Source organism: Amycolatopsis sp. NPDC028719 (assembly GCF_055565395.1).
In genome coordinates, this window is the sequence record NZ_JBVHUL010000009.1 from 17,514 (window position 1) to 30,390 (window position 12,877).

Consider the following 12,877-nt stretch of genomic DNA (forward strand, 5'->3'; position numbering starts at 1 on the left):
TCGCGGCGTGCGGGTGCCGAAGTACAAGGTCGTCGTGGACGCGTTCGCGGCGAAGATCCGCGGCGGGCAGTGGCCGGCCGGGACGCGGCTGCCCACGCACCGGCGGCTCGCGGCCGACGAGGGCATCGCCGTCGTGACGGCGTCCCGCGTCTACGCCGAACTCGAAGCGATGGGGCTGGTCAGCTGCGAGCAGGGGCGAGGGACGTTCGTCCGCGACCTGGCCGCCGGCGACGGCGCCGACGAACGAGCCGTCGCCGCCGACGCCGTCGACCTGAGCTTCAACTCGCCCTCGATCCCCGGTCAGGCCGACCTGCTCCGCCAGGCGCTGCGGGACCTCGCCACGGCCGGCGACCTCGACGCGCTGCTGCGCTACCAGCCCCATCGCGGGCGTGCCGAGGACCGGGCCGCCGTCGCCCGCCACCTGCGCCGGCGCGGGCTCGACGTCGGGCGCGAACGCGTGCTGATCGTCGACGGCGCGCAGCACGGCCTGGCGGTGACGGCCATGGCGCTGCTGCGGGCCGGTGACGTCGTCGCGGTGGACGCCCTCACCTACCCGGGGTTCCGGGTGCTCGCGCGCACGCTCGGGCTCGACCTCGCCCCGCTGCCGGTGACCGCCGACGGCCCTGACCTCGACGCGCTCGACCGGCTGTGCCGCCGTCGCCGGGTCCGCGCGGTGTACGCGATGCCGACCCTGCACAACCCGCTGGGCTGGGTGCTCACCGCCGGGCAGCGCGCGCGGCTCGTCGAGACCGCCCGGCGGCACGGCGCGACGATCATCGAGGACGCGTCATACGCCTACCTCGCCGAGAACGCGCCGCCGCCGTTGGCGATGCTCGCGCCGGAGACCACCATCTACGTCTCGGGGCTGTCGAAGAGCGTCGCGACGGGGCTGCGCGTCGGGTTCGCCGTCGCGCCGAGCGATCTCGTCCCGGCGCTCGAGAGCGCGATCCGGGCCACGACGTGGAACACGCCCGCCCTGACCGCGGCCATCGCGCGCCGGTGGCTCGACGACGGTACCGTCGGGCGCTTGGAAGCCCGGAAGCGTCAAGACGCGCGACAACGGCAGGCCCTCGCCTCGGAGGTGCTGGCCGGGCTTCCGTGGACCGGGCACCCGACGTCGTACTTCCGGTGGCTCCCGCTCGCCCGCGACTCCCGGCCGGACCGCATCGTCGCGGCGCTGGCCCGGCGGCGGGTCGCGGTCGCCACGGCCGAGCCGTTCGCGACGACGCCGGCGGTGCCGCAGGCCCTCCGGCTGGCCCTGGGTTCGGTGGGACACGCCGAACTCCGCGACGCGCTCGCGGCGGTCCGGCAGGAGGTCGAGCGGGATGTTTCCCGCTGATCACGGCGAGATGACGAAGGTCACGCTCGGTACCGGAGAGCTTACGTATTAACATGATCGACGGGTCCCCGCGCCGCGAGCGGGAGTGGCATATCCAACAGCCCGCCAGGCCTCCGCCAACAGGCGCTTCCCAGTGCCTTCATGGGAAATTCACAGAATGGGTGGCAAGTCTGACAACGTGAACCACGCCGACGACGGTGCCGGAACGGCGGCACGATGACGACTGCCCAGGCCACTCTCGAAGCTCCCTCCCGGATCCCGAGACCGGGTGGGAAAGCGCCGTACCTGCACCAGATCGACCTGTTCCGGCTGGTCACGTTCGCCTGCGTGATCCTCATCCACGTGGTCGGCGCGACGAACTTCGCGCAGGACGTCGGCGCCAACGCCGTCGAGACGCCGCTGCACTTCACGCGGGAGGCGTTCTTCGCGCTGACCGGGTTCGTGCTGGTGTTCCAGAACCGCGGCCGCGAGATCGCCCCCGGCGACTTCTGGCGCCGGCGGCTGCCGCTGGTCGCGACGCCGTACCTCGCGTGGTCGATGTTCTTCTGGGCGTTCTCGCTGGTCACCGGCACCCAGCAGCCGGGCTCTCTCGAGGCGTCGATGCGCCTGCTGCTCAAGGACCTCGTCACCGGCGGCGCCTGGTACCACCTGTACTTCCTGCTGGTGACGATGCAGGTGTACCTGCTGTTCCCGGTGCTGATGAAGCTGCTGCGGGCGACCGAGGGCAAGCACAAGTGGCTGCTGCTGGGCAGCGCGGTGCTGCAGGTCGGCGTCACGCTGTTCATGACGTACCAGCCGTTCGGCGTCGGCTACGAGACGATCACTCACCTGTACGCCACGGTGCTGCCGTACCAGTTCTACACGCTGTTCGGCGCCCTGGTGGCCATGCACTTCGAGGCCGTGCACGCCTGGGTCGGCCGGCACCGGCTGCTGCTCGGCGGCGCGCTCGTGGCGGTGCTGGCCGGCACCGAGTGGTACTACCTCCGGACCGTCCACAGTGGAACGTTCCCGCAGGTGGCCAGCGACCCGTTCCAGCCGTACCTGATCCCGTGGTTCCTCACGGTCATCGCGGCGATCTACGCCTTCACGACGTGGTGGGCCGCGCGGCGCCGTGAGGGCGGCCGGGGTGCCCGGCTGGTCTCCTGGGCGGCGAACCGGTCGTTCAGCATCTTCCTGGTCCACCCGCTCGCGCTGGCGTTCCTCGGCCCGGTGATCCCGCACGTGGCCGAACGCTTCGGCGCGCCCTGGCTGACCGTGCTCATCTACTTCGGCACGATCGCGCTGACGATCGTGATCGTCGAGGTGCTGCGGCGCCTGCCGGGCAGCCAGGCGCTGACCGGCCGGCCCCGGCTGCGACTCGCCAAGGCGGCTGCCTGACGCGTGGTCAACGGCACAAAACGCCGTTCGGGCATGGCGCAGCGAGCGGATCCTCAGGTTTCGGATATGCTGGCGGCCCGTGGGACTTCAGTCGCGGGCTACCAAGTACGTATTTGTCACCGGAGGCGTCGCCTCCTCTCTGGGTAAGGGACTCACGGCTTCGAGCCTGGGCCAACTCCTTACCGCGCGCGGGCTTCGCGTCACGATGCAGAAGCTCGATCCGTACCTCAACGTCGACCCCGGGACGATGAACCCGTTCCAGCACGGTGAGGTGTTCGTCACCGACGACGGCGCCGAGACCGACCTCGACATCGGGCACTACGAGCGCTTCCTCGACCGCGACCTCGACGGCAAGGCCAACGTCACGACCGGCCAGGTCTACTCCGAGGTGATCGCCAAGGAACGCCGCGGCGAGTACCTCGGCGACACCGTCCAGGTCATTCCGCACATCACCGACGAGATCAAGTCCCGGATCACCGCGGCCGCCGAACCCGACGAGGCCGGCCAGACGCCGGACGTCGTCATCACCGAGGTCGGCGGCACGGTCGGCGACATCGAGTCCCTGCCGTTCCTGGAGGCCTGCCGCCAGGTCCGCCACGACGTCGGCCGCGACCACTGCTTCTTCCTGCACGTCTCGCTGGTGCCGTACCTGGCACCCTCGGGCGAGCTCAAGACGAAGCCGACCCAGCACTCGGTCGCCGCGCTGCGCAACATCGGCATCCAGCCGGACGCGCTGGTCTGCCGGGCCGACCGGGAGATCCCCGAGGACCTCAAGCGCAAGATCGGCCTGATGTGCGACGTCGACAACGAGGCCGTCATCGCCTGCCCGGACGCGCGGTCGATCTACGACATCCCGAAGGTGCTGCACCGCGAGGCGCTCGACGCCTACGTCGTCCGCCGCCTCGGGCTGCCGTTCCGCGACGTCGACTGGACGGTGTGGGGCGACCTGCTCGACCGGGTGCACAACCCGAGCGAGGTCGTGCGGATCGCGGTCGTCGGCAAGTACATCGACCTGCCGGACGCCTACCTGTCGGTCACCGAGGCCCTGCGCGCGGGCGGGTTCGCCCACCGCGCCAAGGTCGAGATCGTCTGGGTCGCCTCCGACGACGCGCAGACCGCGTCCGGTGCGGCGTCCGTGCTGTCCGATGTGGACGGTGTGCTGATCCCGGGCGGGTTCGGCATCCGCGGCATCGAGGGCAAGGTCGGCGCGATCGAGTACGCCCGCACCCGCGGGGTGCCGCTGCTCGGGCTGTGCCTCGGCCTGCAGTGCATGGTCATCGAGGGCGCCCGGCACCTGGCCGGCATCGCCGACGCCGGGTCGTCGGAGTTCGACGAGAACACCGAGCACCCGGTGATCTCGACGATGGCCGACCAGCGCGACGTCGTCGCGGGGGAGCGGGACATGGGCGGCACCATGCGCCTGGGCGCCTACCCGGCGAAGCTCAAGCCGGGTTCGCAGGTCGCCAAGGCGTACGGCACCACCGAGGTGTCCGAACGGCACCGGCACCGCTACGAGGTGAACAACGCCTACCGCAAGCAGCTCACCGACGCCGGCCTGGTGTTCTCCGGCACGTCGCCGGACGACCGCCTGGTCGAGTTCGTCGAGCTGCCGGCCGACGTCCACCCGTTCTTCGTCGGCACCCAGGCGCACCCCGAGCTCAAGAGCCGCCCGACCCGGCCGCACCCGCTGTTCAGCGCGTTCGTCAAGGCCGTCGTGGACCGCAAGGTCGCCGAGCGGCTGCCGGTCGAGCTGCCCGAAGCGCCCGTGGCGGCCCGATGAGCGCGCCGGGCGAGCACGAGTTCAGCGTCGCGTCCAGCCGGGACGTCCACATCGGACGCGTCGTCGGCCTGCGGATCGACGACGTCGTGATGCCGGGCGGCGACACCGCGGTCCGCGAGGTGATCGAGCACCTCGGCGCGGTGGCGATCGTCGCGCTCGACGACGAGCAGCAGGTCACGCTCATCCACCAGTACCGGCACCCGCTCGGGAAGCGGCTGTGGGAGCTGCCGGCGGGCCTGATCGACCACGTCGGCGAGGACCCGGTGGGCACGGCCGAGCGGGAGCTCGTCGAAGAGGCCGGCCTGGCCGCCGCGGACTGGGTGACCCTGGTCGACGTCGCGGCGTCACCCGGCTTCACCGACGAGGTCGTGCGGGTCTTCCTGGCCCGCGGACTGTCCGATGTGGACCGTGACGTGCTCGGCGAGGAGGAGGCGGACCTGGTCATCCGCAAGTTCCCGCTCGCCGAGGCCGTGCGGATGGCGCTGGCGGGCGAGCTGGTGAACGGCGCCACGGTGTCCGGCGTGCTGGCCGCGCACGCGGTGCTCTCGGGCGCAGCTCCGGCCCGCCCGGCGGACGCCCCGTGGGAAGACCGCCCGACAGCGTTCGCCAAGCGCAAGCAAGCCTGACCCGCCTCAAGCGCCCCAATGTGGCCTTGGTTGCGTTCAACGCACCCAATGTGGCCTTCGGTGCGTTCAACGCACCGAACGCCACATTGGGGCGCTGGGGTCAGGGGCGCAGGGGGCGGCCTTGGGCGTCCAGGCCGCCGTCCCTCAGCAGCATGATGCCGTCGATGATCGGCCAGAGGATGCCGATCCCGGTCACCAGCACCACGAACAGCTGGAGCAGGGCCAGCCCGACCTGACCGGTGTAGAACCGCCCGACGCCGAAGGGCAGCACGATCTGGAGCACCCCGGCCACGGTCTTGGACCGGTAGGAGTAGGGGACCGGCATCGGCGGCGCGTACGGCATCGGGGCCGGCGGCGCGTACGGGTCCGGCGGCGGCCCGTACATCGGCAGCTGCATCGTCGGCTGCGCGTACGCCGGCGGCGGCCCGAAGAAACCCGGGTGCGGCTGCGGCAGGTCGCCGAACAGCGGCCGCAGGTCGCCCAGGGTCGTCGCCGCGTAGGCGTCGGTCACCCGCGTCTCGTACTCGTCCGGCGTGATGCGCCCCATGCCGAAGTGGTCGGCGAGCAGCCTCGCCGCCTCTTCCCGCTCGGCCGTGCCGATCCGGAGCTGGTCCGACTCCATGAATCCAAGGTAACCGCGGGAAGCTGAGAACGGGGTTTCTCCCGGGTCACGGTGCCCGCACGGCCTAAGGTGACCGGCGTGGTAGCCGCGGGCAGCACGGACGGCGTGATCGCCGCGTACCTCGACCACCTGGTCGTCGAACGCGGGACCGCGCGCAACACCCTGGACAGCTACGCCCGTGACCTGCGCCGGTACGCCGCGCACCTGGACGGCGGGGGCGTCGCCAAGATCGCCGACGTCACCGCCGCGCACGTGACGTCCTTCGGCGCGGCTCTGCGGGAAGGCGACGGCGAGCACCGGCCGCTGGCCGCGTCGTCGGCCGCGCGGGCGCTGGTCGCCGTGCGGGGGCTGCACAAGTTCGCCCACGCCGAAGGCCTCACCGAGCACAACCCGGCCCGCGAGGTCCGGCCGCCGACACCGGCGAAACGGCTGCCCAAGGCGCTGCCGGTCGACGACGTCCTGCGGTTGCTCGAGACCCCGCCGCCGGACGGCGAACGCCCGCTGCGCGACCGGGCGCTGCTGGAGGTGCTCTACTCCACCGGCGCCCGGATCTCCGAGGCGGTCGGCCTGGACGTCGACGACGTCGACGACACCGAACGCACCGTCCTGCTCGACGGCAAGGGCGGCAAGCAGCGCATCGTCCCCATCGGCCGTCCCGCGCTCGCCGCGCTGCACGCCTACACCGTCCGCGCCCGGCCCGCGCTCGCCGCCCACGGCCGCGGCACCGCGGCGCTGTTCCTCAACGCCCGCGGCAGCCGGCTTTCGCGCCAGAGCGCGTGGCAGGTCCTCAAGGACACCGCCGAACGGGCGGGGATCACCGCCGTGGTCTCGCCGCACACCCTCCGCCACTCCTTCGCCACGCACCTGCTCGAGGGCGGCGCGGACGTCCGGGTCGTGCAGGAACTGCTCGGCCACGCCTCGGTGACGACGACGCAGGTCTACACGCTGGTCACGGTCAACACCCTGCGCGAGGTGTACGCGACGGCGCACCCCCGGGCACTGGGCTAGACGGCCGTATGGCGGGCTCACAGCCTTCCTACGCTGGACCGACTTCTCGAGTGACATTGCCCCGTCGAGTCCGGCGCGTTGCTTTGCCGGGGCTCCGACTCCGCGCATAGGCTGCGGCGGACGCGACGAACAAGGAGCTTTCCCGCCATGTCGACACCGAACCAGCCGGCCCACCCGGCCGAGTCCGCCGGGTCGGCGGCGGCGAACCTCAACGACGTCAAGATCGCGACCCCGGCGGTCCACGACGGCGACGAACCGCAGGAGCGCAACGGCAAGAAGGTCAAGCTCGAGGGTATCGGGCCGACCGGCCGCCCGATCCGCGAGCACGCCGATCCGGCGCCGCTGGACCACCACGGCCCGGCCAAGATCATGGCGATGTGCAACCAGAAGGGCGGCGTCGGCAAGACGACGTCGACCATCAACCTGGGCGCCGCCCTCGCCGAGTACGGCCGCAAGGTGCTGCTCGTCGACTTCGACCCGCAGGGCGCCCTCGCGGTCGGTCTCGGCATCCAGCCGCACGAACTGGACCAGACCGTCTACAACGCCATCATGGAGCGGTCGGTCAGCGCCACCGACGTGCTGATGAAAACCCGCGTCGACGGCGTTGACCTGCTGCCGAGCAACATCGACCTGTCCGCGGCGGAGGTCCAGCTCGTCGCTGAGGTAGGGCGCGAGCACACGTTGTTACGGGTCCTTCGTCCGGTCATGAACGACTACGACTATGTTCTTGTCGACTGCCAGCCCTCACTCGGCTTGCTCACGGTGAACGCGCTGACCGCCGCGGACGGCGTGATCATCCCGCTCGAGTGCGAGTTCTTCAGTCTCCGAGGTGTAGCGCTCCTGATCGACACGATCGAGAAGGTGCAGGAACGCCTCAACCCCAAACTGGACATAGTCGGGATTCTCGCCACCATGTACGACCCGAGAACCCTGCACTCGAAGGAGGTCATGGCTCGCGTGGTGGAGGCATTCGGCGAGACCGTGTTCGACACGGTCATCAACCGCACCGTGCGGTTCCCCGAGACGACGGTCGCGGGTGAGCCGATCACGACCTGGGCGCCCAAGTCGGCCGGCGCCGCGGCGTACCGCCAGCTGGCCCGCGAGGTGATCGCTCGGTGAGCAGGCGTGCTTCCCTGCCCGGAGCGTCGGAACTCTTCCGCCTCACCTCCAGCCCCGCTCTCGAACTCCCGCCCCAGGCGGCGCCCGCGCCCGCCGAGCCCGCCGACAAGGCCAAGCCCGCGGACAACGGCCGCACCGAGCAGCTCGCTCGCAGCGCGGCCCCGCACGGGTCCGGCCGGACCAAGCACGACGCGAAGATCACCGTGTACGTCTCCGGCGACGAGCTCGTCGCCATGGAGCAGGCCCGGCTGACGCTGCGCGCGAAGCACGACCTGGTCGTCGACCGCGGCCGGCTGGTCCGCGAGGCGGTCGCGGTGCTACTGGCCGACTTCGACCAGAACGGCGAGGAGTCGGTGCTGGTGCAGCGACTGCGGGTGGTCGGCTCAGACGGCGGCGAAACCGAGGGCTGATGGACGAGCCGGCACCGGCTCCGGAGGACCAGGTCCCCGAAGAGCACCAGACGGTGCACGGCGGGATGATCCCCGAAGGCGTCAACACCGAGGACCTGAGCACGTCGAAGTTCAAGGTGCGGCTGGCCAACTTCGAGGGGCCGTTCGACCTGCTGCTGCAGCTGATTTCGCAGCACCAGCTCGACGTCACCGAGGTGGCGCTGCACACGGTCACCGACGACTTCATCGCCTACACGCGGGCGTTGGGTGCCGACTGGAACCTCGACGAGACGACGGAGTTCCTGGTCATCGCGGCGACCCTGCTCGACCTCAAGGCGGCGCGGCTGCTGCCGTCGGCCGAGGTGGAGAACGAGGACGACCTCGCCCTGCTCGAAGCCCGTGACCTGCTGTTCGCGCGGATCCTGCAGTATCGCGCGTACAAGCAGGTGGCGGCGCTGTTCGGCGAGCTGGAACAGGGCGCGCTGCGGCGCTACCCGCGGTCGGTGGCACTGGAGGAGCGGTTCGTCGGGCTGCTGCCCGAGGTGATGCTGGGCGTGACGCCGGAGAAGTTCGCCGACATCGCGGTGGCGGTGTTCCGGCCGAAGCCGCCGCCGACGGTGTCGATCGCCCACATCCACATGGGCCGCATCTCGGTGCGCGAGCACGCGGCGATCCTGCGGGTGATGCTGGCCGAACGCGGCCAGGCGACGTTCGGTGAGCTGGTCGACGACTGCGAGCACACGGTGGAAATCGTGGCGCGCTTCCTGGCGCTGCTGGAGCTCTACCGCGAGGCGACGGTCCAGTTCGAGCAGAGCGAGGCACTGGCCGAGCTGCACGTCCGCTGGACGGGCGGCTCGAAGGAGGAGGCCTCCGCGGCGGCCGAGCTGGACCGGACCGCCGGAGACGAAGAGGAGTACGGGTGAACCCCGAAGACAACGAGCGGCCGGCCGGCGAGGTGCCGGCGCCGGAACCGCCCGCGGGCGAACCGGCCGAGATCGAGGCCCCGGAGCCGCCGGTGGGCGAGCCGGCCGAGGCCGCGGCGGAGCTGGCGCTGGACGAGGCCCTGTCCGGCGAGCCGGTCGACGAGGACGGCTCGCCCGTGGAGCCGCTGGTCGAGGAGGCGCGTCACGGGGAATCCGAGGGGGACCCGGCACTTTCACGTGAAAGTGCCCCGCCCGCGGTGTCCGAAGGTGCCGAGCCCGAGCCCGAGCCTGGTCCGGAGGATCCCGAGTCCGACCTCGTCGCTGCCGGAGACGCCGACTCCCTGCCCGACGTCACCTCCGACGAGACCCTCGAAGCCGCGCTCGAGGCGCTCCTGCTGGTCGTCGACTCGCCCGCCAGCGAGGAATCGCTCGCCGAAACCGTCGGGCAGCCGAAGGCCCGGATCGTCGTCGCCCTGCGCACCATGGCGCAGAAGTTCACCGATCGGGCCAGCGGGATCGACCTGCGGCGCGTCGGCGAAGGGTGGCGGTTCTACACTAGGGACGTCTATGCCCCGTTCGTGGAGAAGCTCCTGCTGGACGGCCAGCGGTCGAAGCTGACCCGGGCCGCGCTGGAGAGCCTCGCCGTGATCGCGTACCGGCAACCGGTGACCCGTGCCAGGGTCGCCGCGGTGCGCGGCGTGAACGTGGACGGCGTGATCCGGACGCTGCTCGCGCGCGGCCTCATCGAAGAGATGGGGACCGACCCCGAGACGACCGGGACGCTGTACGTGACGACCGAGCTGTTCCTGGAGCGACTGGGGCTGTCGTCACTGAACGACCTGCCCGCGATCGCTCCGTTGCTACCCGAAGTGGACACCATCGATGACATCCAGTGAACACCCCGACGGCATCCGCCTGCAGAAGGTGCTGTCGCAGGCCGGGGTCGCCTCCCGCCGCGCGGCGGAGGACCTGATCGCGGCCGGCCGGGTCGAGGTGGACGGCGAGGTCGTCACCGAGCTCGGCCGCCGGGTTCACCCGGACGAGGCGGTCATTCACGTCGACGGCACCCGCGTGAACCTGCGCGACGACCTGATCTACCTCGCCCTGAACAAGCCCAAGGGCGTGCACTCGACGATGTCGGACGACCGCGGCCGCCCGTGCGTCGGCGACTACCTCGCCGGCCGCTACGAGGAGACCCCCGGCGTCGTGCACGTCGGCCGCCTCGACGAGAACACCGAAGGCCTGCTGCTGCTCACCAACGACGGCGACCTCGGGCACCGGCTGATGCACCCGTCCTACCGGGTGCTCAAGACCTACCTCGCCGAGGTCGACGGCCTCGTGCCGCGCGGGCTCGGCAAGGAGCTGCGCAACGGCTGGGAGCTGCCGGACGGCATCGTGAAGGTCGACCAGTTCCGGGTCAAGGACATGCACTCCGGCAAGTCGCTGGTGGAGCTGGTCATCCACGAGGGCAAGAAGCACATCGTGCGCCGCCTGCTCAAGGACGCCGGGCACCCGGTGCTGAAGCTGGTCCGCACGGCGGTCGGCGACGTCCAGCTCGGCAACCAGCGCGTCGGCTCGATCCGGCGGCTGACCAAGGGCGAGGTCGGTGCGCTCTACCGGAACGTCGAGCTCTGACACCGCTTCGGGGGTCCGGGTGGCGAAGCCCCCGGCCCGGGGCGAAGCCCCGGTGGTCACAGTCCCGACTTTCCGCCGTGGCGCGCGCCCGCCGTCGCTGCCAGCGTGGAGCCATGCGATCACGTCTGGCAGGCGGAGTTCTCGCGACGATCTTCCTCACCGCGCTCCTCCCCGGGGTGGCGCACGCGGCGCCCGCGGCGAGCGAGCCGGTCTACGACTACGCGAAGGCGATCCGCGAGACCGTCTGGGTCGACATCGGCCACGACGGTGACGGTGACGGCAAGCCCGACCGCGTCGCCGCCGACATCGTGCGGCCGGGTGAGGCGACCTCGCGGGTGCCGGTGATCATGGACGCCAGCCCGTACTACTCGTGCTGCGGGCGCGGCAACGAGAGCGAGCTGAAGTCGTACGACAGTGCCGGGAAACCGGTGAAGTTCCCGCTGTTCTACGACAACTACTTCGTGCCGCGCGGGTACGCCGTGGTGCTCGTCGACCTGGCCGGGACGAACCGCTCGGCCGGCTGCGCGGACGTCGGCGGCGCTTCGGACGTCGACTCCGCGCGCAAGGTCGTCGACTGGCTGAACGGGCGCGCCACCGGGTACAGCGCGAAGACCGGCGGCAGCGCGGTGACCGCGGGCTGGAGCACCGGCAACGTCGGCATGATCGGGAAGTCCTACGACGGCACGATCGCCAACGGCGTCGCGGCGACCGGCGTCGCGGGCCTGAAGACGATCGTGCCGATCTCGGCGATCAGCTCCTGGTACGACTACTACCGGTCCGACGGCGCGACCTTCGGCTTCAACCCGGACGGGCTGGCGCAGACGGTCGAAGCCCGCAACAGCGGGCAGGACTGCTCCGCGCAGAACCAGGTCCTCAGGCAGGGCGCGACGGCCAACGGCGACTACGGGCCGCTGTGGGCGGACCGCGACTACGTCACCCACGCGGGCAACGTGCGCGCCAGCGTGCTGCTTTCCCACGGCGTCAACGACCTGAACGTCAAGACGATCCACTTCGGACAGTGGTGGAGCGGGCTGAACGTCGAGAAGAAGATCTGGCTGGCGCAGACCGGGCACGTCGACCCGTTCGACTACCGGCGCGCCGGCTGGGTCGACCTGCTGCACCGGTGGTTCGACCACTACCTGCTCGGCATCGACAACGGCGTCCAGAACGGGCCGATGGCCAGCGTCGAGCGGCAGCCGGACCAGTGGGTGGACCAGAGCGCGTACCCGGCCGCTGGTGCGATGGCCACGACCCTGCGGCCGCACACTTCCGGCTCGCTCGGCACCGCGGCGGCGTCGGGGACGGCGTCGTTCACCGACAACCCGAACCTCGGCGAGGACACCTGGGTGACGAACCCGGGCAGCGCGGCGCTGACCTACTCGACCGGCACGCTGGCCTCGGACCTGCAGGTGTCCGGCACGTCGAAGATCACGGTCACGGCGACGCCGAGCACGGCGTCGGCCCGGCTGTCGGCGCTGCTCGTGGACCTCGGCCCGGCGACGATCCGCAACTTCGCCGGCAGCGGCGAGGGGATCAAGACCGGCACCACGGAGAACTGCTGGGGCTCGTCGACGTCCGGGGACGACGCTTGCTACCGCGTGGCGTCGGCGGACGTGAAGAAGGTGAACTACACGATCCTGAGCCGCGGCTGGGCCGACCTCGCGAACCACGCTTCCCTGTCGCAGGAACAGACCCTGACTCCGGGCACGGCGTACACGATGACGTTCGACCTTGCGTCCACGGACCACGTGGTGCCGAAGGGGCACGCGCTGGCGCTGATCGTCGGCGGCACGGACGGCAGCTTCATCCGCGGGCCGGCCCAGCCGGGACGGGTGACGCTGGACCTGGCGCGCACGTCGGTGTCGATCCCGCTGGCCGGGGTCGTTCCACCGGCGACCACGCACCCGAGCCTCGACGCAGGTGCGCACGTGCCGTCGTCGGCCCGCTCGGACCTGCGCTGACCCCCAGCGCCCCAATGTGGCGGTGGGGGGGGGGGGGGGAACGAAAAACCAAAAAGGGGGGGGTTGCAGAACCCCAAACACAACCCTGGTACTCCTAA

12 protein-coding genes are annotated in these 12,877 nt (G+C 71.1%); 11 read left to right on the plus strand and 1 reads right to left on the minus strand.

Annotation, left to right across the window (positions count from 1 at the left end; translation table 11 throughout):
* The first annotated feature begins 7 nt into the window (after positions 1-7).
* The 4 genes from ACZ4TR_RS34780 (at position 8) to ACZ4TR_RS34795 (ending at position 5,122) form a co-directional block, all read left to right on the plus strand.
* Positions 8-1,339 (plus strand): aminotransferase-like domain-containing protein, encoded by a 1,332-nt coding sequence (locus ACZ4TR_RS34780; protein WP_465292048.1) that lies wholly within the window; start codon positions 8-10, stop codon positions 1,337-1,339.
* A 216-nt stretch (positions 1,340-1,555) separates the two neighbouring features.
* Positions 1,556-2,716, plus strand: coding sequence for an acyltransferase (locus ACZ4TR_RS34785; protein ID WP_465292050.1), 1,161 nt, complete (start codon positions 1,556-1,558; stop codon positions 2,714-2,716).
* 79 nt (positions 2,717-2,795) lie between these two features.
* The gene (locus tag ACZ4TR_RS34790) at positions 2,796-4,496 is read left to right on the plus strand and encodes a CTP synthase (protein WP_465292052.1); all 1,701 of its coding nucleotides are present in this window, start codon (positions 2,796-2,798) and stop codon (positions 4,494-4,496) included.
* On the plus strand, positions 4,493-5,122 hold the full coding sequence (locus tag ACZ4TR_RS34795; protein WP_465292054.1) for an NUDIX domain-containing protein: 630 nt from the start codon (positions 4,493-4,495) through the stop codon (positions 5,120-5,122). The genes ACZ4TR_RS34790 and ACZ4TR_RS34795 overlap by 4 nt, the downstream gene beginning before the upstream one ends.
* 100 nt (positions 5,123-5,222) lie before the next feature.
* Here ACZ4TR_RS34795 and ACZ4TR_RS34800 read toward each other — a convergent pair whose 3' ends face one another.
* Complete coding sequence (locus ACZ4TR_RS34800; RefSeq protein WP_465292056.1) at positions 5,223-5,744, minus strand: DUF1707 domain-containing protein; 522 nt, start codon at positions 5,742-5,744, stop codon at positions 5,223-5,225.
* A gap of 105 nt (positions 5,745-5,849) precedes the next feature.
* Here ACZ4TR_RS34800 and xerD point away from each other — a divergent pair, with 105 nt between their 5' ends.
* The 7 genes from xerD (at position 5,850) to ACZ4TR_RS34835 (ending at position 12,779) form a co-directional block, all read left to right on the plus strand.
* Positions 5,850-6,752 (plus strand): site-specific tyrosine recombinase XerD, encoded by a 903-nt coding sequence (xerD, locus tag ACZ4TR_RS34805; RefSeq protein ID WP_364525149.1) that lies wholly within the window; start codon positions 5,850-5,852, stop codon positions 6,750-6,752.
* A 147-nt stretch (positions 6,753-6,899) separates the two neighbouring features.
* A complete protein-coding gene (locus ACZ4TR_RS34810; protein ID WP_364525143.1) occupies positions 6,900-7,871 on the plus strand; it encodes a ParA family protein in 972 nt (323 codons plus the stop codon).
* Complete coding sequence (locus ACZ4TR_RS34815) at positions 7,868-8,281, plus strand: cobyrinic acid a,c-diamide synthase (protein WP_364525141.1); 414 nt, start codon at positions 7,868-7,870, stop codon at positions 8,279-8,281. The genes ACZ4TR_RS34810 and ACZ4TR_RS34815 overlap by 4 nt, the downstream gene beginning before the upstream one ends.
* Complete coding sequence (locus ACZ4TR_RS34820; protein WP_465292058.1) at positions 8,281-9,183, plus strand: segregation and condensation protein A; 903 nt, start codon at positions 8,281-8,283, stop codon at positions 9,181-9,183. The genes ACZ4TR_RS34815 and ACZ4TR_RS34820 overlap by 1 nt, the downstream gene beginning before the upstream one ends.
* On the plus strand, positions 9,180-10,079 hold the full coding sequence (gene scpB / locus ACZ4TR_RS34825; protein ID WP_465292060.1) for an SMC-Scp complex subunit ScpB: 900 nt from the start codon (positions 9,180-9,182) through the stop codon (positions 10,077-10,079). The genes ACZ4TR_RS34820 and scpB overlap by 4 nt, the downstream gene beginning before the upstream one ends.
* Positions 10,066-10,818 carry a pseudouridine synthase gene (locus tag ACZ4TR_RS34830; RefSeq protein WP_364525135.1) on the plus strand — a complete coding sequence of 251 codons (753 nt, stop codon included), beginning with the start codon at positions 10,066-10,068 and terminating at the stop codon, positions 10,816-10,818. The genes scpB and ACZ4TR_RS34830 overlap by 14 nt, the downstream gene beginning before the upstream one ends.
* 125 nt (positions 10,819-10,943) lie before the next feature.
* On the plus strand, positions 10,944-12,779 hold the full coding sequence (locus tag ACZ4TR_RS34835) for a Xaa-Pro dipeptidyl-peptidase (RefSeq protein ID WP_465292562.1): 1,836 nt from the start codon (positions 10,944-10,946) through the stop codon (positions 12,777-12,779).
* The last annotated feature ends 98 nt before the right edge of the window (positions 12,780-12,877 follow it).

Coding starts and splice junctions, on each gene's coding strand:
- ACZ4TR_RS34830 (WP_364525135.1), top strand. CDS start 10,066: ATGACATCCAGTGAACACCCCGACGGCATCCGCCTGCAGAAGGTGCTG.
- ACZ4TR_RS34785 (WP_465292050.1), top strand. CDS start 1,556: ATGACGACTGCCCAGGCCACTCTCGAAGCTCCCTCCCGGATCCCGAGA.
- ACZ4TR_RS34795 (WP_465292054.1), top strand. CDS start 4,493: ATGAGCGCGCCGGGCGAGCACGAGTTCAGCGTCGCGTCCAGCCGGGAC.
- ACZ4TR_RS34810 (WP_364525143.1), top strand. CDS start 6,900: ATGTCGACACCGAACCAGCCGGCCCACCCGGCCGAGTCCGCCGGGTCG.
- ACZ4TR_RS34820 (WP_465292058.1), top strand. CDS start 8,281: ATGGACGAGCCGGCACCGGCTCCGGAGGACCAGGTCCCCGAAGAGCAC.
- ACZ4TR_RS34800 (WP_465292056.1), bottom strand. CDS start 5,744: ATGGAGTCGGACCAGCTCCGGATCGGCACGGCCGAGCGGGAAGAGGCG.